Here is a 22,106-nt window from a genome sequence, read left to right on the forward strand (position 1 = left end):
TCATGTTGACGCCGCGGAGGCCCGATCAGCCGTAGAAGCTTCGGTACCAGTCGGCGAACCGCTGCAGACCCTCTGCCAGGGAGGTGTCCGGGCTGAAGCCCACCGCCTGCTGCAGGTTGTCGGTGTCGGCGAAGGTGGTGTAGACGTCACCGGGCTGCATCGGCTTCATATTCAGCTTGGCCTTGACCCCCAGGGCTTGCTCCAGGGTCTGGATGAAGGTCAGCAGCTCCACCGGCTGATGGTTGCCGATGTTGAACAGCTGGTAGGGGGCGCTGGACTGGTCCGGAGTGGCGCAGTCGTTGTTGCCGTCCCGCTGGGGGATCGCCTCCATCACTCGCACCACGCCCTCGACGATGTCGTCGATGTAGGTGAAGTCCCGGGACAGCTTGCCGTGGTTGAACACGTCGATGGGCTCACCGGCGAGGATCTTGCGGGTAAAGCTGAAGTAGGCCATGTCCGGACGGCCCATGGGGCCGTAGACGGTGAAGAACCTCAGCCCGGTGGTGGGCAGGTCATACAGGTGGCTGTAGGTGTGGGCCATCAGCTCATTGGACTTTTTGGTGGCGGCGTACAGGCTCACCGGATGATCCACCGCGTCGCTCTCGCTGAAGGGCACCTTCTTGTTCATGCCGTATACCGAGGAGGAGGAGGCGTACACCAGGTGCGGCACCTTCTGCTGACGACAGCCCTCGAGGATGGTCATCATCCCCGCCAGGTTGGAATCCAGGTAGGCCATGGGGTTGTCGATGGAGTATCGCACCCCGGCCTGGGCGGCCAGGTGCACCACCCGGTCAAACTGGTCGCAGGCAAACAGCTGGGCCATGCCGTCCCGGTCCGCCAGGTCCAGCTCAACGAAGCTGAAGTTCTCCTCCGGCAGCAACTGTTCCAGACGGGCACGCTTGAGGGCTACGTCGTAGTAGTCGTTGAGGTTGTCCAGCCCCACCACCTGGTGGCCCATGGCCAGCAGTCGTTTGCTGGTGTAGAAGCCGATGAAACCGGCGGCGCCGGTAACCAGAATTCTCATAAATGTTTCCTTTGTCCTCGTGGGACCAATAATCAGGCCTGCGACAGCAGGGCATCCACCTTGGCGGTTACTGCATCGACCTCGATGGCGTGCATCAGTTCCTGGCCTTTGGCCCGGGTTCCCCAGGGGATCGCCGACAGGGGTTGGCCCTGTTGTGCCTCTATGTGCTCCTGGTAGGCGCTGACCACCCACTCCTGGCTGGTGTAGGGGCCGGTGCGGCCCGGGTTGGAGTGGGCGTACAGACCCACCACCGGGGTGCCCTGGGTGACCGCCATGTGGGCAGGGCCGGTGTCCGGGGCCAGCACCAGGGTGGCGCGCCCCAGCAGGGCCAGCAGCTGCTTCAGGCTGGTCTGGCCCACCAGATTGGTGATCTCAGCTTCAGCATAGTGCTGAATCTCCTGAGCCAACAGCTTTTCCAGTGGCGCCGGGCCGCCACACAGCAGCACGGTCAGGCCGCGACCGGCGGCGTGATCGGCCAGGGCGGCGTAGCGCTCCGGCAGCCAGTTGCGCTCGCCCTTGCTGGCGGCGGGGCAGATGATCAGGGTGCGCTGTCCCTGGGGAATCCGCTTCCGGGCGAAGCTCAGGTCCTCGTCTGACAGGGGCATCTGCCACTGCGGCGAGGTGTCGGTGACGCCGAGCTCCCGGGCGAAGTTCATAAAGCCATCGAGCACATGAGGCTCGGCCTGGGGCTGAATCTTGTGGTTGGTGAACAGCCACTGTCCCTCTTTGGCCCTGGCCTTGTCGAAGCCCACCTTGACCCTGGCACGAATGCCCAGGGTGGCGATGGAGGCGCGCAGGGCCACCTGCATGTGCAGCAGCACATCGAAGCGGCGGCCCTTGAGGGAGCGCCACAACGCCTTGTAGCCGTCCCAGCCCTTGCGCTTGTCGAACACCACCAGCTCGACGCCGGGCAGCCCCTCGAGCAGAGAGGCCTCCACCTTGCCCACCACCCAGGTGATGCTGGCCTGAGGGTGGCGGCGCTGCAGGGCCTGCACCATGGCCACCGCATGGCAGACATCACCGATGGCGGAGAGGCGCATGATGCAGATGGAGCTGGGCGTCGAGGGAATTGGCGAACTGGAGTGCATAAGCAGGGCGGTTTCCGGCCGATAAAGCGGCAATTTTAATGAAATTCCCCGCTGTGACCAAGTCTCTTTACCCCCTGTGTTGCCATCGCCCCGGACCAGGGTCACAATGAGCGCACTTTTTCTGGCCATTATTCGCGGAGTCCGGCCCCATGCAGCTGATTCAGAACCACCACTCCAGCCTGCTGCTGGCGGACGGCAGCCCTGCCGATGCCTCCTGGTTTGACCGCCAGGCTCTGGAGGCCGCGGGAAGGGTGGAGGGCCACTCCGATGCCAGTGGCCGTAACCCGGCCTGGTTCCTCAATGTGGATGGTTTTCGCTGTGTGTTGCGTCACTACTATCGGGGAGGGCTGCCGGGGAAGCTGATCAAGGACCTCTACCTGTGGCCCGGCCTGGAGCAGACCCGGGCCTACCGGGAGCTGGCGCTGCTGGAGCAGCTGGTGGCCCTGGAGCTGCCGGTGAGCCGGCCGGTGGCCGCCCAGGTGGTGCGCATAGGCCCGGTGTATCGGGCGGATCTCATCACCGAGCGTCTCGAGGGTTGCCAGGATCTGGTCAAGCGCCTGGTCAAGGGGCCTCTGCCTGAGGAGAAGTGGCGCCAGCTTGGCGCCCTGCTGGCCCGTTTCCATCGGGCCGGGGTCTATCATGCGGATCTCAATGCCCGCAACATCCTGATGGACGACGAGCAGTTCTACCTCATCGATTTTGACCGGGGCGAGATTCGTACCCCGGATAGTGGTTGGCAACAGGGGAATCTGCAGCGGCTGCTGCGCTCCTTCCGTAAGGAGTTGGGGCGGGTCGAGGGACTCCATTGGCAGGAGTCCCACTGGCAGGCGTTGTTAGCCGGCTACAACGCCTAGGATCACCTCCGCCTGACGCTGGGTGGCGCCGCGGTTGCGCGCCACAAACTGCAGCGCCGCATCCCCCATGCGTTGACGGCCATTGTGGTCGCTCAGCAGCTGATCCAGGGCCTGCACCAGGTTGTGTTCATCCTCCACCACCAGCATCACTCCCTCCTGCTTGAGCTGGTCACCGATCTCCTTGAAGTTGAAGTAGTGCGGGCCCATCAGCACCGGCTTGCCAAAGGCCGCCGGCTCCAGCGGGTTGTGGCCGCCCCGTTCGATGAGGCTGCCACCCACCAGGGCGATGTCGCTCATGCCGCACAGGGTTTTCAGCTCGCCCATGGTGTCGCCAATCAGCACCTGGGTGGTGTCGGCTATGGGGCCGCCGTCGCTGCGCCGGGCCAGAGTCAGGTTCGCTTCCTGGCTGAGATCGGCGGCGCGGGCAAACTGCTCCGGATGCCTGGGCACCAGCATCAGCAGCAGGTCAGGGAAGTGTTCTAGCAGGGTTTTGTGGGCGGCCAGGGCCAGCTCAAACTCGCCCGGGTGGGTGGAGGCGGCCAGCCAGCAGGGGCGTTCGCCCATCAGCTGCAGGCGCAGGGTGTTGGCGTGCGCTCGCTCTGCATCGTCCACCGCAATATCAAACTTGAGACTGCCACAGTCGGTCATGCCTGCCGGGGCGGCCCCCAGTTTCACCAGGCGGGCACCGTCGGTGCTGTTCTGGGCGGCCACGGCGGTCAGTTGTGCCAGCATCGGCCCCACCAGTGACGGAAAGCGGCCATAGCCCTTGGCAGAGCGCTCGGACAGGCGGGCGTTGGCCAGGATCACCGGGATCCGCCGTTTATGGCAATGGTGCACCAGGTTGGGCCACAGCTCGGTTTCCATCAATACCACCCCAACCGGCTTCAACCGGCTCAGGAACCAGGCCATCACCGGGCTCAGATCCAGCGGCAGGTAGCAGTGATGCACCAGTTCGCCCAGATGCTGTTTCACCTGGGCTGAGCCTGTGGGGGTGGTGGTGGTCACCAGAATCGGGGTGTCAGGACGTTGCTGTTTCAGGGTGCGGATCAGTCCCAGGGCGGCCAGGGTCTCCCCCATGGAGGCGCAGTGGACGATCAGTGGCGCCCGTACCCTGGGCAGGTTCAGGGCGAAGCGTTCGCCGAGGCGGCCACGGTAATCCGGGCTGCGCAGGGCACGCCAGCCCAGGTAGGCCAGCACCAGGGGAGTGAGCAGGATCAGCAGCAGGCTGTAGAGTATTCGGTTCATGGCCGGGTCTGTGACTGGTCGGAGCCCGCATCATAAGGCAGGGGCAGGGCTGTTTCAAATCCACTGGTGTCTGGTAAGCTAGGCCAGGTCAGAGAGAAGATAAAACTATGAAGACTAAAGACAGAATCATTCTTGCCAGCCGTGAACTGTTCAATGAGCATGGTGAGCGGGCGATCACAACGAATCACATCGCCGCCCATATGGGGATCAGTCCCGGCAACCTGTACTACCACTTCCGCAACAAGGAAGAGATCATCCGTTGCATCTACAAGGAGTACGAGAACTACATCGTTGAGGCGTTCCGGCCTCTGGATGTGGAGAACGAGAGTGATCTGGAGTTCCTGGTTCGTTACCTGGACGGTATGTTCCAGGCGATGTGGCGCTTCCGTTTCTTCTACGCCAACCTTACCGACATCCTTACCCGGGACAAGGAGCTGCACCAGCGTTACCTGGAGGTGCACAGCCGCATGACCAAGGTGGCGGCGGACAACCTGAGATTGCTTAGGGACAACGGCACCGTGGTGGTGGAGGACAAGTACATCGAGGACCTGGCTCAGACCCTGAAGCAGATCGTCACTTGTTGGATCTCCTATCGCAATGCCCAGATGCTGGAGAGCAGCATCACCAAGCGTGAGATCTACAAAGGGGTGATTCGGGTGCTGATCACCTTCAGGGGCATCGTTTCCGATGCGGCGATGCCGGAGTTCGATCGTATCGAGCGCAAGTATCGCGAACTCTACGAGAGCATGGGCGGCGAGCCGACCTAAGGCGCACCGACCCGGGCTGGCTGTATTTGCGCCAGTCCACCCTTTACAGTTTTAAATACCCCAAGGGGCAGATTGCTGCTGCAAGCTGCCCCATCCCCCGTTAGAATGTCGCCAATAATTAAGACGGGCTGTCGCGTCGCACACCCTTCCCATCTCCTCCCCTGACGGGGTCCGAGTCTGGGAAGTTCCTGTGCCCACCAGCGCGGCGCGTCCCACAATAATCAAGGATGCCAATGGGAGGCAGCATGTCATCTTCCGCATTTTACGCCCAGATCCAGCAGCAACTGGAGGACGTAAAGGCCGATGGGCTTTACAAGCACGAGCGAGTCATCACTTCACCCCAGCAGACCGCCATTGAGGTGAACACCGGGGAGCAGGTCATCAACTTCTGCGCCAACAACTACCTGGGTCTGGCCAACAGCCCGGAGCTGGTTGCTGCGGCTCAGCAGGGGCTGGCGGATCACGGCTTCGGCATGGCCTCCGTTCGCTTTATCTGCGGTACCCAGGACATCCACAAGGCACTGGAAGCCAAGCTGTCCGCCTTCCTGGGCATGGAAGACACCATCCTCTACTCCTCCTGCTTCGATGCCAATGCCGGCCTGTTTGAGACCCTGCTGGGGCCAGAAGACGCCATTGTCAGTGATGCCCTGAACCACGCCTCCATCATCGACGGCGTTCGCCTGTGTAAGGCCAAGCGGTTCCGCTACGCCAACAACGACATGGCCGAGCTGGAGAGCTGCCTGAAGCAGGCCCGTGAGGCCGGCGCCCGTAACATCCTGATTGCCACCGACGGCGTGTTCTCCATGGATGGCGTGATCGCCAACCTGGAAGGCATCTGTGATCTGGCGGACCAGTATGGCGCCCTGGTGATGGTGGACGACTCCCACGCCGTGGGCTTTGTCGGCGAAGGCGGTCGCGGCACCCATGAGCACTGCAAGGTGATGGAGCGGGTGGACATCATCACCGGCACCCTGGGCAAGGCCCTGGGCGGTGCCTCCGGCGGTTTCACTTCCGGCAAGAAAGAGGTGATCGACTGGTTGCGTCAACGCAGCCGTCCCTACCTGTTCTCCAACTCCCTGGCACCGGCCATCGTCGCCGCCTCCCTCAAGGTGCTGGACCTGATTGCCGAAGGTCAGGCACTGCGTGCCCAGTTGTGGGACAACGCCAACCATTTCCGCAGCCGCATGAGCGACGCCGGATTCACCCTGGCCGGTGCCGATCACGCCATCATCCCGGTGATGATTGGCGACGCTGCCCTGGCGTCCGAGTTCGCCGACCGCCTGCTGGCGGAGGGGATCTACGTGATTGGTTTCTCCTTCCCCGTGGTGCCCAAGGGCCAGGCGCGCATCCGTACCCAGATGTCTGCCGCCCACACCCGTGAACAGCTGGATAAGGCGATCGATGCCTTCATCCGCATCGGTAAAGAGCTGGAGATCATCTGATGACCACCATGAAAGCGCTGTCGAAACTCAAGCCCGAGATGGGGATCTGGATGGTGGATGCCCCCAAACCCAAGCTGGGGCACAACGACCTGCTGATCAAGATTAAGAAGACCGCCATCTGCGGCACCGATGTGCACATCTACAACTGGGACGAGTGGTCTCAGAAGACCATCCCGGTACCCATGGTGGTGGGACACGAGTACGTGGGCGAAGTGGTGGACATGGGCCAGGAGGTGCGTGGGTTTGAGCTGGGCGACCGGGTCTCCGGTGAAGGCCACATCACCTGTGGCCACTGCCGCAACTGCCGTGGCGGCCGTACCCATCTGTGTCGCAACACCTCGGGTGTGGGCGTCAACCGGGACGGCGCCTTTGCCGAGTACCTGGTGATCCCCGCCTTCAACGCCTTCAAGATCCCCGATGACATCAGCGATGATCTGGCGTCCATCTTCGACCCCTTCGGCAATGCGGTGCACACCGCCCTCTCTTTCGATCTGGTGGGTGAGGATGTGCTGATCACCGGTGCCGGTCCCATCGGCATCATGGCTGCCGCCGTGGCCCGTCACGTGGGTGCCCGTCACGTGGTGATCACCGACGTCAACGATTACCGTCTGGAGCTGGCCGCCAAGATGGGTGCCACCCGCACGGTGAACGTGGCTAAGGAGAAGCTGGAAGATGTGATGACCGAGCTGAAGATGACCGAGGGCTTCGATGTGGGCCTGGAGATGTCCGGTGTCCCCAGCGCGTTCAATTCCATGCTGGAAACCATGAATCACGGCGGCAAGATCGCCATGTTGGGCATTCCCCCGGGTTCCATGGGCATCGACTGGAATCAGGTGATCTTCAAGGGACTGATCCTTAAGGGTATCTATGGCCGGGAGATGTTCGAGACCTGGTACAAGATGGCCAGCCTGATCCAGTCCGGCCTGGACATCACCCCCATCATCACCCACCACTTCCACATCGACGATTTCCAGGAAGGGTTCGATGTGATGCGCGGTGGCCAGTCCGGCAAGGTGATCCTCAACTGGGATTGATCTCGTAAAGAGGATGAACAGGGCCGGTTTACCGGCCCTTTTTTATCCGCCGGGGTTTTTCGATACACTGAGGCTCTGGCGCTTGAGGGTGTATAGCGAAACAACGGCGGTCAGCAGGTCCAAAGGAGAAGTGTGTGGCCAACTATCAGAACATCGATCTGGGGGCACTTTCCCAGCTGCAGCAGCAGGGAGGGGTGCAACTGGTGGACATCCGGGATCCCGAGTCCTTCGTCCGGGGGCGGATCCCCGGCGCCCTGAGGTTGCATCAGGGCAACCTGGCCCAGTTTATGATGGAGGGGGAGTATGAGGATCCCCTGGTGGTGGTGTGCTACCACGGCATCAGCAGCCAGAGTGCGGCCCAGTACCTGGCGGAGCAGGGGTTTGAGCAGGTCTACAGCCTGATAGGCGGCATGGAAGCCTGGACACAGTCCGGCGCCGAGGTGGAAGCCGGATGATTGCCCTAGGTGTACTGAACAACCCCAGGGCGGCCCAGGCCTTTGTGGATTACCTGGCGGGCCTTGGGGTCAAAGCCGAGCTGAGCCGCAGTGAGCAGGGGGTGGAGATCTGGGTGCCCGAGGTGGATCAGCCCAGAGCCAAGGTGGAGTTCGAGCGCTTCCTGGCGGATCCTCTGCACCCCAGGTATCACGAGGCTTCCTGGCGCAACGGCAGTACCGATAATGGCCTGAGTTATGGCAAACCCCTGAAGCAGCTGATGGGAACCCTGCTGGGCCGGGCGGGACCGGTAACCCTGTTGGTGATGCTGGTCTGCATCGCCGTCTATATTCCCTGGGGAGTGCTGCGCTGGCAGCAGCCGCTGTTCTATGCCCTGCACTTCTTCGAAAGCTGGGATGCCTTCTCCCTGGAGCAGGGCTGGCGGCTGTTCTCCCCCATACTGCTGCACTTCGACCCCATGCACATCGTCTTCAACCTGCTGTGGTGGTGGTTCCTGGGGGGACAGGTGGAGCAGCGCCTGGGCAGTGGCAAGCTGTTTGTACTGCTGCTGGCGGGAGCGGCCCTGCCCAATCTGGTTCAGTTTGCCATGGTCGGGCCGGCGTTTGGCGGGCTCTCCGGGGTGGTGTATGCCCTGGTGGGCTACTGTTGGCTGATGGGCAGGCTGGCGCCCCAGCGGGGAATAGTGCTGCCCGACTCCTACATGATGTTTCTGATTCTATGGCTGGTGATGGGCTTCATGGGCTTTATGAACATGGCCAATTGGGCCCACCTTGGTGGATTGCTGGTGGGACTGGCCCAGGCGCTGATGGACAGCGGTGGCCGGACCCGAAGGGCATAAAGAAAGGGGAGCAGAAGCTCCCCTTTTTCTTCACTGATACAGGAATTTGGTAAACAACAGGTTGACCAGCAGGGGCTCCCCCACCTCCTGCTCCAGCAACTGGTTGACGGTCTCAAAGCAGTAGCGGCGAATCTCTTCCCGGCCGGTGAGAGACTGAATCTTCTCTTCGTCCTGTTCGCCGAGGATCTCGATGATGGTACTGCGGATCAGTGGGGCATGGTGCTCCACAATGGCGACGTTATTGGCGTCTTCGAGCATCAACTCGATGCTGACCCGGATATAGCCCAGGCGGCTGCTGTCGGTGACATAATTAGTGGTAATTTCCGGCTCCAAACCGTAATAACCATAATTGTCAGAGTATGCACTGGCAGCCCCCTCTTGTGCGGCCTCCTCGGCCATGGCCCACGGCGATAAAATCAGTATCAGGGCCAAAAAGCAGTTGGCTAAACGCATTATCCCTTGGGTCTCCATATTCACATGTGCGAGTAGTTAGCATATCAACTCTAATACAGAGTTTCCTTGGCTCCAAATCTAGTTTTGATACTATGGGAATGGGTGTGTGGATCTTCGCTGACGGTTTTGGCGCCAGCCTGTCTTGGCGGTGAAAAAAGGATGGTCAGGGGCGGCTTGAGATGAACCTGTTATCGGGCCCAAGGATCAACGGCCAACACACCCTGACCCACTGTATAGGAGTCGTAATGACGGCAACCACCCTAGAAGCCCTCAATCAGGCAGACGTGCACCCGGTCATCGAGATGACCCAGCCGCCGGCCAAACTGCTGCCCTGGCTGCAGGACAAGGGCTCTCTGACGCTCAAACTCAAAGCGCTCTGTCGACGCTTCGAGGTCGAGCTATTGCAGGAGGGGGTTGGGCCTGCGGTTCAGCCCGGCCCGGGCTGGGAGGTGGGGCAGCCCATCTGGCAGAGGGTGGTGTTGCTGAAGCTTGACGGCGTGCCCTGGGTGTACGCCATCACCGAAGTGCCCCGCGCCACCCTGGAGTGCTCCGAAATCGATTTCCCCAATCTGGGTAACCAACCCCTGGGAGAGAGGCTGTTTGCTTCCGGCAACCTGGTCAGAGGGCCTCTGCAGGTGTGCCGTTATGGGGAGCGCAGCAGTGCCGGTACTCAGGCGAAAAAACTGGGGTATCCGGTGGCCGAAGGGCTCTGGGGCCGCCAGCGAGAGTTTGAATTGGCAGGCCGAAGCCTGCGAGTATCCGAAGTGTTCCTGCCTCCCGCCTACGAGACTCTGCTCCTCTCCGCCTGATTTCATTGAGCTTTTTCTGTTCAGTAAATGTGAACTCGCACTCATTCTCATCTGCTTGATTCAGGCATAATATGCACAGTATCTAATATAAGGGGTTGAGGGTGACTCGCTGCTCCGTGCCGATGATGTTGATCTTGTTGCTGACCCTGGTGTGCCAGGGGGCGGTGGCGCGCATCCATCTTATGGCGCCACCCTCCGGGGAGCAGCATGGTCATGGCCATCATGTTGCCATGGAGGAGTCCGAGGCCGACTGTCACCCGACGCCTTGCCATGGCGTGGAGCACTACTGCGAAGGCGAGTGTGGCCATTGTCAGATCCTGATCCCTCCCACCAGCCTGGTGACCTCTCAGGTGGCCATGGCGGTAGCCCGGCATTCGGCGCCCCTGGCGCCCCCTCTGATGCATGTGGACTCCTGTCCGCCGGAACAGGCGTTGCGGCCTCCCATCGGTTAACTCCAGATTACTGCTCGACATAACGTCACCGATTAGATTGAATTTTGGAGTAACCATGAACAAGTTTTTTGCTGCAGTGGCCCTGATGGCCGCCTTGATTGCCACCCCATTCTCTGCCCAGGTTCAGGCCCATGCCGAGGGCCATGGCGCCCATGCCGCGGCCGAAGCCACCCACGCCTGCCCCATGCACCCCAAGGTGAAAGGGGTGGCCGGGGATGAGTGTCCCAAGTGTGGTATGGCACTGACGCCTGTGGCTGCCAAGGGCCACGGCCATCACAAACATCAGCATGCCAAACATGACTGCGACAAGGCCAATTGTCCCAACAAGGCCAAGCACGCCAAGCATGACTGCGACAAGGCCAACTGCCCCAACAAGGGCAAGCACGCCAAGCATGACTGCGACAAGGCCAATTGCCCCAACAAGGACAAGCATGCCAAGCATCAGCACAAGCATGATTGCGCCAACTGCCCCAAGATGAGCGGCAAAGGGGCCCACTACACCCATGCCTGCCCGATGAACCCCAAGATCGTCGGTTTTGAGGGCGACAGCTGTCCCAAGTGCGGCATGGATCTGGAGCCGGTTGCCAAGGCAGACCGTCAGGCCTATACCCACGCCTGCCCCATGAACCCCAAGATCCGCGGTTTTGAGGGTGACAGCTGCCCCAAGTGCGGCATGGATCTGGAGCCTATGGCCCAGGCCGGTAAGGGTCACAGCCATCATTGATGGCGGGCTTTGAAAAAAGGGTGAACTTTTTTTCGGAAATTCGTTCATAATGGTGGCCACAGGCTAGAGAACTGAACCGACCATGACCCCATTGAGCAGAGTACTGAGCATGCTGTTACTCGCACTGGCGCTGATAAGCCAGGGTGCGGTGGCGCGTATGCCGATGATGCCCATGGGAGACTCGGTTCAGGCCATGGCCACCATGGACTGCCACAGCCAGATGTCCGATTCGGCCCAGGCCGAAGAGGAGAGCTGCTGTTGTGATGGCGGGACCATGACCGGAACCATGGCCATGGACTGTGACAGCGGCTGCAGCCAGTGTCAGGACTGTTTCCATTACAGCTCCACGCCGGTTTCGCCCCTGCAGATCGGCCGTTCGCCACAGCATGGCGAACCCCCCGCCTATCTCACCAGTTTTGACTCCGTCTGTCTGGAGTCTGATGAGCGACCTCCCATCGCCTGACCCTTTATAGCGACGACTTTGACACCCAGGGTGCCTTGACCGGCACCCTACCTGGCCCGTGAATCGGGCCTACCGACTATAAAGAGGTGTCCGGGCTATCCCAGAGATAGAGCCGGATTCGAGGAGAAGCCAAGATGTTTGGTGACAACTTTTCCGCCCGTTGGCTGCTGGTTTTGATGCTGGCTGTGCCGATGTTGGCCATGCCACTCCACGCCCAGCAGGCCAGTGCGCCCGCCCATAATCACGCTGAACAGGCCGAACCCTACGCCTGTCCCATGCACCTGGATCAGACCGGCCACCAAGGCGACCGCTGCCCTGAGTGCAAGATGTTTCTCACCCCGGTGGATGCGCCCTATGCCTGCCCCATGCACCCGGACCAGACCGGGGCCATCGGCGATCGCTGTGCCATCTGCAATATGTATCTGACTCCGGAGGAGGATGAGGAGGAGGCGGCCCGGCCCTATGCCTGCCCCATGCATCCGGAGCAGACCGGTGGGGAGGGGGACCGCTGCCCCATCTGCAACATGTTCCTGCAGCCTGTGGAGGGCGACGCCCATGCAGGTCATGACCACGACGCCATGGCAGCACCAATGGCGTCTCCTGTGGCCAAGCCCAGCCCGCTGCCGTCCAACGGCGGAGGGGTCAAGTACGTCTGCCCCATGCACCCCCATATCGTCTCCGATGACCCAGGATCCTGCCCCATCTGTGGCATGGACCTGGAGAAGGTGGAGCTGGGTGCCAGCACCGAAGAGGTGGTGGTGGGTGTGCCCGGAGGCATGCAACAAGCCCTGGGTATGCGGGTGGAAGCCGTGGAGCAGGGCACCCTGTGGCGCTACATCAATACCATAGGCACGGTGGAGTATGACCAGGATGCCCTCAGCCACATCCATGCCCGGGTGTCCGGCTGGATCGAAAAGCTGGGGGTTGCCTCGGTCGGCGACCCGGTGAAAAAGGGCGACCTGTTGTTTGAGCTGTACAGCCCGGAACTGGTCAATGCCCAGGATGATTATCTGCTGGCCATGGGCAGCCTCAAGAGCGACACCATCCGCGGACCTGAGCTGATGCGCAAAGCCAGGTTGCGTCTGGAGTTGCTGGGGATGGACTCCGGCCTGATTCAGCGCCTGGAGCGTACCGGCAAGAGCCTCTACCGGGTGCCCTTCTATGCCCAGCAAGATGGCTACATCAGTCAGCTCAATGTCCGCGACGGCATGTATATCCAGCCAGCCACCGAGGTGATGAAGCTGGTGAATCTGGACAGGGTCTGGGTGATCGCCGAGGTGTTTGAGAACCAGCAGGGCTGGTTCAAGGTAGGCCAGGATGCGGCGGTAACCGCGTCTGCCCTGGGGCTGTTCGAGCTGGAGGGGCAGATCGACTACATCTATCCCGAGCTGGATCCGGTGACCCGGGCGATGCAGGTGCGGGTCAGTCTGGCCAACCCTGAAGGCAAGCTGCGTCCCGGCTCCCTGGTGGATGTGGAGCTCTATGGCACCGCCAAGCGCGGCCTGACTCTGGTGCCCACCGAGGCGCTGATCCAGACCGGTCGCAGTAACCGGGTGGTGGTGCAGAGGTCCGAGACCGAGTTTGTGGTCAAGGAGGTGACCCTGGGGATGATCGCCCGGGGCAAGGCGGAGATCCTCTCCGGCATCGAGCCCGGTGAGCGGGTGGTGGTGTCCGGTCAGTTCCTGCTGGATTCCGAGGCCAGCCTCAAGGGCAGCCTGATGCGGATGACCAGTGGCAGCGCCCACAGCGGCCACAGCCACTAGGAGGTCCCATGCTGGAAAAAATCATTGAAGCCTCCATCCGCCAGCGGGTGATGGTGCTGGTGGTGATGGCGGTGATCGCCCTGGTAGGCTGGCAGGCACTGCGCACCACCCCACTGGATGCCCTGCCGGACCTGTCCGACGTCCAGGTGATCGTCAAGACCCCCTATCCGGGACAGGCACCACAACTGGTGGAGGAGCAGGTGACCTACCCGCTCTCCTCGGCGATGCTGGCGGTGCCCGGCGCCAAGACGGTGCGCGGTTACTCCTTCTTCGGCGACTCCTACGTCTACGTCATTTTTGAGGATGGCACCGACATCTACTGGGCCCGTTCCCGGGTGCTGGAGTACCTGTCCCAGGTACAGGGGCAACTGCCGGCCGCCGCCCGGCCTGAACTGGGGCCCGACGCCTCCGGGGTGGGCTGGGTGTTTGAATACGCCCTGGTGGATCGCAGTGGTAAGCACGATCTGGCCCAGCTACGCAGCCTGCAGGACTGGTATCTGAAGCTGGAGCTGCAGAGTGTGGCCGGGGTGTCCGAGGTGGCCACCATAGGTGGCATGGAACAGAGCTACCAGGTGGTGGTCGACCCGCACAAGCTGGCCCTCTACAAGCTGGATATCGGCCGGGTGAAGCAGGCCATCGACCGGGCCAACGCCGAGGTGGGTGGTTCGGTGGTGGAGATGGCCGAGGCGGAGTACATGATCCGCTCCAAGGGCTATCGCCAGAGCCTGGTGGATTTCGCCGAGATCCCCCTGGGGGTGGTCTCCGACGTCGGCAACCCTGTGCTGCTCAAGGATGTGGCCACCCTGCGCCTGGGGCCGGCCTCCCGCCGCGGCATGGCGGAGCTGGATGGGGAAGGTGAAGTGGTGGGCGGCATCATCGTCATGCGTTACGGTGAAAATGCCCTGGCCACTATAGACGCGGTCAAAGCTAAGCTGGCTACCCTCAAGGCGGGCCTGCCCGAGGGGGTGGAGGTGGTGACCACCTACGACCGTTCCCAGCTGATTCTCAACTCTGTGGACAACCTTAAGGGCAAGGTGATCGAGGAGATGGCGGTGGTGGGCCTGGTGTGCCTGCTGTTTCTGCTGCACGCCCGCTCCACCCTGGTGGCGGTGATCACCCTGCCGCTGTCCATCCTGGTGAGCTTTATCATCATGGGCTGGATGGGGGTGAATGCCAACATCATGAGCCTGGGGGGGATCGCCATCGCCATCGGTGCCGTGGTGGATGCCGCCATCGTGATGGTGGAGAACGCCCACAAACACCTGGAGCACTTCAAGGCCGACCAGGGCCGTGAGCCCCTGGAGCCAGAGCGCTGGCAACTGATGAAGGAGGCGTCGGTGGAGGTGGGGCCGGCGCTGTTCTTCAGCCTGCTGATCATCACCCTGAGCTTCATGCCGGTGTTCGTATTGGAGGCTCAGGAGGGACGGCTGTTCCACCCCCTGGCCTACACCAAGACCTTTGCCATGGCCGCCTCGGCCCTGCTGGCGATCACCCTGATCCCGGTGCTGATGGGCTACTTCATTCGCGGACGCATTCCCGATGAGCGCAAGAACCCCATCAGTAGGCTGTTGATCGCCCTCTATCGTCCCTCCCTGGGACTGGTGCTGCGATTCCCCAGGATCACCCTGGTGCTGGCCATCGTTGCCCTGGCGAGTGCCTGGTACCCCACCAGCCGGCTGGGCTCGGAGTTCATGCCTGAGCTGGAGGAGGGGGACCTGCTGTATATGCCCACCACCCTGCCCGGAGTGAGCGCCGGCAAGGCGGCGGAGCTGTTGCAGCAGACCGACCGGCTGATCAAGACCATCCCCGAGGTGAAACGGGTGTTCGGCAAGGTGGGACGGGCGGAAACCGCCACGGATCCGGCCCCGCTGACCATGCTGGAGACCACCATCATGCTCAACCCCAGGGAGAGTTGGCGGGAGGGTATGACCCTGGAGGGGGTCATCGATGAGCTGCAGCGCACCGTGAAGGTGCCCGGGGTGACCAACGCCTGGGTGCAGCCGATCAAGACCCGCATCGACATGCTCTCCACCGGCATCAAGACCCCCATCGGCATCAAGATCTCCGGTGCGGACGTGGACGAGCTGCAGCGTATCGGCGGCGAAATTGAAGCGATACTGACCCCGCTGTCCGGCACTGTCTCCGCCTTCGCCGAGCGGGTAGGGGGCGGCCGCTACATCGACATCGAACCCAAGCTGGCGGTGGCGGCCCGCTACGGCCTCAGCCTGGACGATGTACAGAACGTGGTACGCCTGGCCATCGGTGGCATGCAGATTGGTGAATCGGTGCAGGGGGCAGAGCGCTACCCCATCAACCTGCGCTATCCCAGGGAGCTGCGGGATGACATCGATAAACTCAGGGCCCTGCCTGTGGTGACCGCCAAGGGTCATTACATCCCCCTGTCCAACATCGCCGACATCAGCATCAGCGACGGCGCCCCCATGCTCAAGAGCGAAAATGGCCGGCTGATCTCCTGGGTGTTTGTGGACATCAAGGGGATCTCCATCGGCGAGTACATCGATCAGGCCCGTCAGGCCCTGGACAGCCAGCTGAAGCTGCCGGCCCGTTACAGTGTCAGCTTCGCCGGTCAGTATGAGTATATGCAGCGGGTAGAGGCGAAGATGGTCCAGGTGATCCCCATGACCCTGGCGGTGATCTTCCTGCTGCTGATGCTCACCTTCGGTTCCACCCTGCAGGCGGGCATCATCATGCTCAGCCTGCCCTTTGCCCTGGTGGGCTCCGCCTGGCTGCTCTATCTGCTGGAGTACAACCTGTCGGTCGCCGTGGCGGTGGGGATGATCGCCCTGGCCGGGGTGGCGGCGGAGTTCGGGGTGGTGATGCAGGTCTACCTGAACAACGCCATCAAGGCCAGACGCAAGTCCGGTGCCTATTCGTCGGTGGCGGATCTGCGTGAGGCGCTGATGGAGGGGGCGGTGATGCGCATCCGACCCAAGGCGATGACCGTGGCCACCATCTTCTTCGGCCTGTTGCCCATCATGTGGGGTGCCGGTTCCGGTAATGACGTGATGCAGAAGATCGCCGCCCCCATGGTGGGAGGCATGGTGACTGCACCCCTGCTGTCGCTGTTCGTGATTCCTGCCCTCTATCTGTTGATCTACCGCAGGGAGCTGAAGGAGGAGGCATGAAGATAGGCGAGGTGGCCCGGGAGACCGGGCTCAGCGTCAAGGCCATTCGTTACTACCATGACATTGGTCTGGTGGCCGCCCCCCGGGGTGACAACGGCTACCGCAGCTATGGCCGGGTGCAGCTGGCTCAGCTGCAGTTTGTGGCCAGGTGCAAGGCCCTGGGGTTTTCTCTGGAGCAGTGCGCCACCCTGCTGGCTCTCAACGGCAGCGAACGGCGGACGGCCGCAGAGGTGAAAGCGATGGCATCGGAGCAACTGGGCCAGGTGCGTGACAAACTGGACCAGCTGAGGTCTCTGGAGCGGCGCCTGTCCGGGCTGGTTGGAGGCTGCCCCGGTGGTGCCGGGGCCCAGTGCAGCATCCTAGACACCCTGAATGGCGGCGTTCGCTAGCGTCGCACCGATGCAAATGCAAAGAGGCGCCGAGGCGCCTCTTTTTTATGGCTGTCTGGTTGTGCTTCAGCGATTCCCCACGGGCTCAACGGCGGTGCGCAGGTGCCGACCAGACAAAAAAAAGGCGGCCGAAGCCGCCAAGGTTGGTCAGAAATTGACGCTGGCTCTGGCCATCAGGGCCAGCAATTGGCTCTGAGTCAGCAGCCGGCTCTCCACCGGCCCGGCGTCACTGCGCAGGCTGACTTCGGGCTGTCGGGCGAATTCGCGTACCTCCGCATCGCTGCGCAGCTGAGGCAGCTGGAGCCGGTAGCTCTGATGGTCCTGGGCCTCGAAGCTGAGGTAAAGGGGCTCGGAACTCACGTATTCATGGTCCTCCGCATTGAGTTGCAACAGCTCGGCATAGCGCAGCTCGAGGATCTGCAGCCCGGCCTTGAGTGGCAAGGCGCTGCGGTAGCTGGGCACCGCTTCGCCATTCACCTTGTTGGCCCAGATGGAGGAGGGCAGTTCCAGGGTGGCGGCATTGGCCAGGACGGGCAGCAGGCTTATCAGTGCAGCGGAAATCAGGGTTTTCATAAGGTTATCTCCAGAAGATTCGTCAATTGAGTGGAATAGGGGTACGAACCGTCAGGAGATGGGAGGACGCAGGGGTTCCGGGTAAGGGGTCGGGTAGTTTGCCGGCATCTCAAAGGGGAGTGGAACACTTCCCGGTACGGGAGGCTGCGGGATCTCCACAGGCAGCAGAGTCGCCGCGGCCACCCACACACATCCCGTTTGACACTGCTGGCACAGTGACAGGTCGGCATGATGCGTCGCCAACTCGCAGTTGACCACCATGTCGGCGGGCATCCTGTGAGCGGGCTGGCCCAGGGTGGGTTGCGTCAGGCTGATGGTCAGGAGTGTCAACAGCAGGACGAACCACAACCCAGGTTTTCGGGAAGTGTTCCTAATCATATGGCCAGGGTAAAGCCTCCCGCCGCAGGAGGGTCAATACCTTGAGTGATCAGCTGCCAGTTTGACTGAACACTCCATTCACTCAGCTTGGTTTTTCCCCTTGCCGGTGCCGCCCACAATGGCGGCGACCTAATCGCTAAGGAGACACACCATGACCGAGTTACTGGAATCTGGCCGCAACCGCATCAAATGGGCCCGGGCCCATATGCCCATAGTCCGGGCCCTGGGGGAGGAGTTTGCCCGCACCCGCCCCTTCGAGGGACTGACCCTGGGGATCTGCTTGCACGTGGAGGCCAAGACCGGGGTCTGGTTGGAAACCCTCACCCAGGGGGGCGCCCGGGTGGTGATCACCGGCAGTCCCGGCACCACCCAGGATGACACCGCCGAGGCGATCCGCCACGACTATGGCGTGCAGGTGCTGGGGCACAGGAACGAGAGTTTCGAGGACCACATCGAGCAGTGCCGTCAGGTGCTGCGGGCCGAGCCGCAGATTCTGTCGGACAATGGCGCCGACCTGCACAGCCTGCTGTTCACCGAAGCGGAGTTTGCGCCTCTGCGCGGCGGCATTCTTGGGGCCACCGAGGAGACCACCACAGGGGCGATCCGGCTGCGCCAGTTGGCGCCGGAACAGGGCTTTCCCACCCTGGTGATCAACGACACCCAGGCCAAGCGCATCGTCGAGAATCGCTATGGCGTCGGCAGTTCTGTGGTGGATGGCATCATGCGCGCCACCAACGTGATGCTGCATGGCAAACGGGCGGTGGTGATCGGCTATGGCTACTGTGGCAGCGGTGTGGCCATGCGCCTGCGGGGCATGGGGGCGCATGTCACCGTGGTGGAGCAGGATCCTCTGATTCGTCTCGAGGCCCACATGGAGGGATTCCCCACGGAGGACCTGGAGCCGGCCCTGGCTCAGGCGGAGCTGGTGGTGACGGTCACCGGCTGTGACGGGGTACTGACCCGGGAGCACTTCGGCCTGATTCCCCACGGGGCGATCCTGGCCAATGCGGGTCACTTTGCCCGGGAGATGGAGCTGGATTATCTGCGGGCTGCATCGGACAAGGTTAGCCGCATCCGCGAACAGGTGGAGGCGTTTCGCTACAAGGGCAAGACCCTGTATCTGCTCAGTGGCGGCAACCTGGTGAACCTGGCCGCCGGGGATGGCAACCCGGTGGAGATCATGGATCTCGGGTTGGCGATGCAGGCCCTGAGCCTGGCGGCGGTGGCCCGTCGTGGCCAGGAGTATCCCAATGAGCCGCAGCCGGTGCCCCGGCCCATCGAGATGCAGGTGGCCAGGCTAGCGGTGGATCACTGGATCCGCAAAGGTGCGCCTCAGTAACTCCAGCAGTCGCTCCAGCCTGGGGGGCTTGTTCTCCCGGGCGGGGTAGACCACCGACAGGGGCACCGGGTGCAGCCACTGATCCATCTGCGCCTGCAGGGTGCCCTGCTTCAGCTCGCTGCGACAGAGAAACTCCAGGGCGGTGGTGATGCCGACGCCGCTGCGGGCCAGGCGCAATGCCATGGTTTCGCTGTCGGTCTCCACCACGAACTGGGGCTTGACCAGCACCGGCTGGCCGGACTCATCGATAAAGTCCCAGTGGCGGCCGGTGAGGCAGTGGCGATAGTGGATGCAGCGGTGGCCGGCCAGCTGCTCTATGGTGGTGGGGACCCCGGCCTGGCGCCAGTAGTCCGGACTGGCCACCAGCTTGGTGTCCAGCTGGCACAGGGGGCGGCACACCATGGAGCTGTCCTCCAGGCGACCAATCTGCAGCGCCAGGTCGATGCCACGGCCCACCAGATCCTCCACCGACTCCCCGATCAGCACCTCCAGCTTGACGCCGGGGTGCTGCAGCAGCATCTGCGCCAGGCAGTGGTGCAGGGGTTCGGCGTCCAGCACCGCCGGCACCTGAACTCTCAGAGTGCCCCGAATCTCCGCCGCCTGGTCGGCCATCTGCTGATCGGCTCGCTCCGCCTCATCCAGCAGCGGAGAGATCCGCTCCAGCAGCTGTCGTCCCTCATCGGTGAGAGACAGGCGTCGGGTGGTGCGATGCAGCAGGCGGACGCCGTAGTGCTCCTCCAGCTGGCGCACATGACCCGAGATCAGGGCGCGGGACAGATCCAGCGCCTCGGCGGCTGCGGCAAAGCTGCCCCGTTCCGCTACGGTGCGAAAGGTGAGCCATTGATCAAAGCGGTGTCGCATCCTGTTGCTCCCTCTGTTGGCAGGCGGCCAGACGATCAAATGCTTCGCCCTCGGTGGGCACTGGCAGCTGGTGCTTGCCGGCGTAGTAGTGGCTGGAGAACATCTGGAAGAAGGCGTCCATCACCTCGGCGGCATGGGCTTCCCCCGCCAGCTCCAGCACCATGGCGGCCACCTCGGCGGTGGCCAGCTGGTGATCGTGCACCGCTTCCCTGAGTTTGTAGTTGCTTAGATGCTCCGGATTGATGCTAAGCACCGGCATCTGCCTCAGGTAGGGGCTCTTGAAGTAGATCTTGCGTGCCTGGGCCCAGGTGGCGTCCAGCAGGACAAACAGTGGCCGCTTGCCCGATGGGCAGGGCCGCGGGGCCTCCACCACAGGCTGATCCTCCACATAGGCATCGGGAAACACCAGGTAGGGCTGCCAGCCGGGGTCGGCCAGGTAGTCCAGCAGCCGGGGATCCGGTTCGGTGCGGTCCCAGACGAAGGCGGCGGTGTCCGGCAGGATCTCGGCGATGAGGCGGCCGGTGTTGGTGGGCTTCATTGGTTCCTTGCGGTGCATGATCAGGCAGAACGCCGGATTCACCTGCTGAGGCTGACGGTAGTCGCAGACGCAGTGGGTCTGGGCGATCTGGCAGCGGGGGCAGCGCACTATGGTGGCGCCCCTGGACTGATAGGGCCTACTGGACTCGGCCACCAGCCTGGCCCGCAAGGTGAGTACCGCGTTCTCCATCGTCACTGTCCGAATACCGGCAATAGTTTCAGTTTACCGGCAATCTCACACAGGGCCACCGTCAGGCCGAAGGCCACCACCAGCCAGATGGCCCCCTGACCGCCCGGGGCACGGTAGTCACTCGCGGGATGAGTGCGGCGCACCGCCCGGGCCATCAGCGCCGGTACGATGGCGGCCCACAGGGTGGCGGCCAGGCCGGCAAAGCCGATGGCGTAGATAAAGCCGTGGGGCCAGGCCAGGGCCAGTAACAGTGGCGGCAGGAAGGTGATGGCGGCGGTTTTGCTGCGCCCCGAGACCGAGTTGTCGAAGCCAAACAGGTCGGCGATAAAGTCAAACAGGCCCAGGGTTACGCCCAGGAAGGAGCTGGCCACCGCCAGGTTGGCGAACAGTGAGAGCATGGTGCCCAGGCTGCCGCCGTCGTTGTGCTCCAGGGCGGCCACCAGATCCCCCATGTTGCCCCCGGCCTGGATCACCGGCAGCATCTGTTGCTGGCTGAGGTTGCCAAAGGTCAGGGTCAGCCACAGCAGGTAGATGGTGAACGCCAGACCGGTGCCCAGCAACAGGGCCAGGGCGATGCGCTTGGGCTGTTTGCCGTAGTACTTCACCAGGCTGGGGACATTGCCGTGGTAGCCGAAGGAGGCCAGCATGAAGGGCAGGGCCGCCAGGCCGAAAATGGCGTAGCTTTTGCCCTCCTCCTGGGCGGGGAACAGCTTGGTGGCTTCAATGCCCGGGGCCAGATCCAGGGTGGAGGCGGCGAAGGTGAGCAGCATGGCGCCGATCATGATGGTGCTGAGGCGATCCACCGCCGCAGCTCCCAGCCAGACGATGACTGCCAGAACTCCGGCGAAGCACAGGGCGGCCGGTTTGGCGCCGAGCTCCAGCCCCAGGGTGGCGGAGAGGCCGTGGCTGACGATGGAACTGCCACCGCTGATGTAGGCGTAGGTCAGGATGTAGAGCACGAAGGCGATGGAGATGCCGTTGGCCACCCGCCAGGGGCGGCCCAGGGTCTCACCCACCATGGAGTCAAAACTGGCGCCCACCGGGAAGTGCAGGTTGGTTTCCAGCACGAACAGGCCGGAGAGCAGCATGCACAGCCAAGCGAAGGCCAGCATCAGCAGGCTGTAGCCGTACCACATGCCGGCGCCGGTGACCGGTAGGGAAAACATGCCGGCACCCACTGTGGTGGCGGCGATGATCATGGCCCCGCCGAGAAGGCCGGGGGAGGAGCGGTGTGTCATTGGGATTCCAAACTCAAAAAGGGCCCCGCAGGGCCCTTGGATAACA

At 62.6% G+C, this 22,106-nt stretch carries 23 protein-coding genes; 14 read left to right on the forward strand and 9 right to left on the reverse strand.

The genetic code is table 11. From position 1 onward, the window contains the following. Window positions 1–25 precede the first annotated feature (25 nt). Complete coding sequence (locus tag QUE41_RS00725) at window positions 26–1,024, reverse strand: NAD-dependent epimerase (RefSeq protein WP_286341116.1); 999 nt, start codon at window positions 1,022–1,024, stop codon at window positions 26–28. Window positions 1,025–1,056: 32 nt separating this feature from the next. After that, window positions 1,057–2,112 carry a glycosyltransferase family 9 protein gene (locus QUE41_RS00730; RefSeq protein WP_286342884.1) on the reverse strand — a complete coding sequence of 352 codons (1,056 nt, stop codon included), beginning with the start codon at window positions 2,110–2,112 and terminating at the stop codon, window positions 1,057–1,059. Between the two features lie 149 nt (window positions 2,113–2,261). Between QUE41_RS00730 and QUE41_RS00735 the strand changes: the two genes are divergently transcribed. Next, window positions 2,262–2,966, forward strand: coding sequence for a 3-deoxy-D-manno-octulosonic acid kinase (locus QUE41_RS00735; protein ID WP_286341117.1), 705 nt, complete (start codon window positions 2,262–2,264; stop codon window positions 2,964–2,966). Here the strand turns inward: QUE41_RS00735 and waaA are convergent. Beyond that, entirely contained in the window at window positions 2,946–4,211 is a 1,266-nt protein-coding gene (gene waaA, locus QUE41_RS00740; RefSeq protein WP_286341118.1) for a lipid IV(A) 3-deoxy-D-manno-octulosonic acid transferase, read from the reverse strand. The genes QUE41_RS00735 and waaA overlap by 21 nt on opposite strands. Window positions 4,212–4,318: 107 nt before the next feature. Between waaA and QUE41_RS00745 the strand changes: the two genes are divergently transcribed. The 5 genes from QUE41_RS00745 to glpG all read left to right on the forward strand — a co-directional run bounded on the left by QUE41_RS00745 (window position 4,319) and on the right by glpG (window position 8,745). Next, window positions 4,319–4,978, forward strand: a complete 660-nt coding sequence (locus QUE41_RS00745; protein ID WP_286341119.1) for a TetR/AcrR family transcriptional regulator — start codon at window positions 4,319–4,321, stop codon at window positions 4,976–4,978. Window positions 4,979–5,223: 245 nt separating this feature from the next. After that, window positions 5,224–6,420 (forward strand): glycine C-acetyltransferase, encoded by a 1,197-nt coding sequence (locus tag QUE41_RS00750; RefSeq protein ID WP_286341120.1) that lies wholly within the window; start codon window positions 5,224–5,226, stop codon window positions 6,418–6,420. Window positions 6,421–6,428: 8 nt separating this feature from the next. Then, entirely contained in the window at window positions 6,429–7,454 is a 1,026-nt protein-coding gene (gene tdh / locus QUE41_RS00755) for an L-threonine 3-dehydrogenase (protein WP_286342885.1), read from the forward strand. A gap of 134 nt (window positions 7,455–7,588) precedes the next feature. Further along, entirely contained in the window at window positions 7,589–7,909 is a 321-nt protein-coding gene (glpE, locus tag QUE41_RS00760; protein WP_286341121.1) for a thiosulfate sulfurtransferase GlpE, read from the forward strand. After that, window positions 7,906–8,745: a rhomboid family intramembrane serine protease GlpG gene (glpG, locus tag QUE41_RS00765; RefSeq protein WP_286341122.1), complete on the forward strand. Its 840-nt coding sequence runs from the start codon at window positions 7,906–7,908 to the stop codon at window positions 8,743–8,745. Before glpE ends, glpG begins: the two co-directional genes overlap by 4 nt. A 30-nt stretch (window positions 8,746–8,775) precedes the next feature. Here glpG and QUE41_RS00770 read toward each other — a convergent pair whose 3' ends face one another. Next, window positions 8,776–9,078, reverse strand: a complete 303-nt coding sequence (locus QUE41_RS00770; protein WP_286341123.1) for a flagellar basal body-associated protein FliL — start codon at window positions 9,076–9,078, stop codon at window positions 8,776–8,778. 365 nt (window positions 9,079–9,443) lie between these two features. On the opposite strand from QUE41_RS00770, the gene QUE41_RS00775 reads away from it, so the two are divergent. The 7 genes from QUE41_RS00775 (at window position 9,444) to QUE41_RS00805 (ending at window position 16,944) form a co-directional block, all read left to right on the forward strand. Beyond that, entirely contained in the window at window positions 9,444–10,007 is a 564-nt protein-coding gene (locus tag QUE41_RS00775) for a chorismate--pyruvate lyase family protein (protein WP_286341124.1), read from the forward strand. Window positions 10,008–10,108: 101 nt separating this feature from the next. Then, window positions 10,109–10,459, forward strand: coding sequence for a hypothetical protein (locus QUE41_RS00780; protein ID WP_286341125.1), 351 nt, complete (start codon window positions 10,109–10,111; stop codon window positions 10,457–10,459). 55 nt (window positions 10,460–10,514) lie between these two features. Then, a complete protein-coding gene (locus QUE41_RS00785) occupies window positions 10,515–11,183 on the forward strand; it encodes a heavy metal-binding domain-containing protein (protein ID WP_286341126.1) in 669 nt (222 codons plus the stop codon). A gap of 109 nt (window positions 11,184–11,292) precedes the next feature. After that, window positions 11,293–11,646 carry a hypothetical protein gene (locus QUE41_RS00790; RefSeq protein ID WP_286341127.1) on the forward strand — a complete coding sequence of 118 codons (354 nt, stop codon included), beginning with the start codon at window positions 11,293–11,295 and terminating at the stop codon, window positions 11,644–11,646. 134 nt (window positions 11,647–11,780) lie between these two features. Then, the gene (locus tag QUE41_RS00795) at window positions 11,781–13,409 is read left to right on the forward strand and encodes an efflux RND transporter periplasmic adaptor subunit (protein ID WP_286341128.1); all 1,629 of its coding nucleotides are present in this window, start codon (window positions 11,781–11,783) and stop codon (window positions 13,407–13,409) included. 8 nt (window positions 13,410–13,417) lie between these two features. Continuing rightward, a complete protein-coding gene (locus tag QUE41_RS00800; RefSeq protein ID WP_286341129.1) occupies window positions 13,418–16,555 on the forward strand; it encodes an efflux RND transporter permease subunit in 3,138 nt (1,045 codons plus the stop codon). Beyond that, window positions 16,552–16,944, forward strand: a complete 393-nt coding sequence (locus QUE41_RS00805) for a MerR family DNA-binding protein (RefSeq protein ID WP_286341130.1) — start codon at window positions 16,552–16,554, stop codon at window positions 16,942–16,944. Before QUE41_RS00800 ends, QUE41_RS00805 begins: the two co-directional genes overlap by 4 nt. 147 nt (window positions 16,945–17,091) lie before the next feature. On the opposite strand, the gene QUE41_RS00810 is transcribed toward QUE41_RS00805, so the two are convergent. Further along, on the reverse strand, window positions 17,092–17,517 hold the full coding sequence (locus QUE41_RS00810; RefSeq protein WP_286341131.1) for a DUF2057 family protein: 426 nt from the start codon (window positions 17,515–17,517) through the stop codon (window positions 17,092–17,094). A gap of 51 nt (window positions 17,518–17,568) precedes the next feature. Continuing rightward, window positions 17,569–17,847, reverse strand: coding sequence for a hypothetical protein (locus QUE41_RS00815; protein WP_286341132.1), 279 nt, complete (start codon window positions 17,845–17,847; stop codon window positions 17,569–17,571). 199 nt (window positions 17,848–18,046) lie between these two features. On the opposite strand from QUE41_RS00815, the gene QUE41_RS00820 reads away from it, so the two are divergent. After that, the gene (locus QUE41_RS00820) at window positions 18,047–19,234 is read left to right on the forward strand and encodes an adenosylhomocysteinase (RefSeq protein WP_286341133.1); all 1,188 of its coding nucleotides are present in this window, start codon (window positions 18,047–18,049) and stop codon (window positions 19,232–19,234) included. Here QUE41_RS00820 and QUE41_RS00825 read toward each other — a convergent pair. From QUE41_RS00825 to QUE41_RS00835, 3 genes are read right to left on the reverse strand one after another with little or no spacing between them, the layout of a single operon-like run. Further along, a complete protein-coding gene (locus tag QUE41_RS00825; RefSeq protein WP_286341134.1) occupies window positions 19,193–20,095 on the reverse strand; it encodes a LysR family transcriptional regulator in 903 nt (300 codons plus the stop codon). The genes QUE41_RS00820 and QUE41_RS00825 overlap by 42 nt on opposite strands. Further along, window positions 20,079–20,822, reverse strand: a complete 744-nt coding sequence (locus tag QUE41_RS00830) for a tRNA-uridine aminocarboxypropyltransferase (RefSeq protein WP_286341135.1) — start codon at window positions 20,820–20,822, stop codon at window positions 20,079–20,081. Before QUE41_RS00830 ends, QUE41_RS00825 begins: the two co-directional genes overlap by 17 nt. 2 nt (window positions 20,823–20,824) lie before the next feature. After that, entirely contained in the window at window positions 20,825–22,060 is a 1,236-nt protein-coding gene (locus tag QUE41_RS00835; protein ID WP_286341136.1) for an aromatic amino acid transporter, read from the reverse strand. Between the last annotated feature and the right edge of the window lie 46 nt (window positions 22,061–22,106).

Source organism: Ferrimonas sp. YFM (genome assembly GCF_030296015.1).
In the GTDB taxonomy this organism is placed as follows: domain Bacteria; phylum Pseudomonadota; class Gammaproteobacteria; order Enterobacterales; family Shewanellaceae; genus Ferrimonas.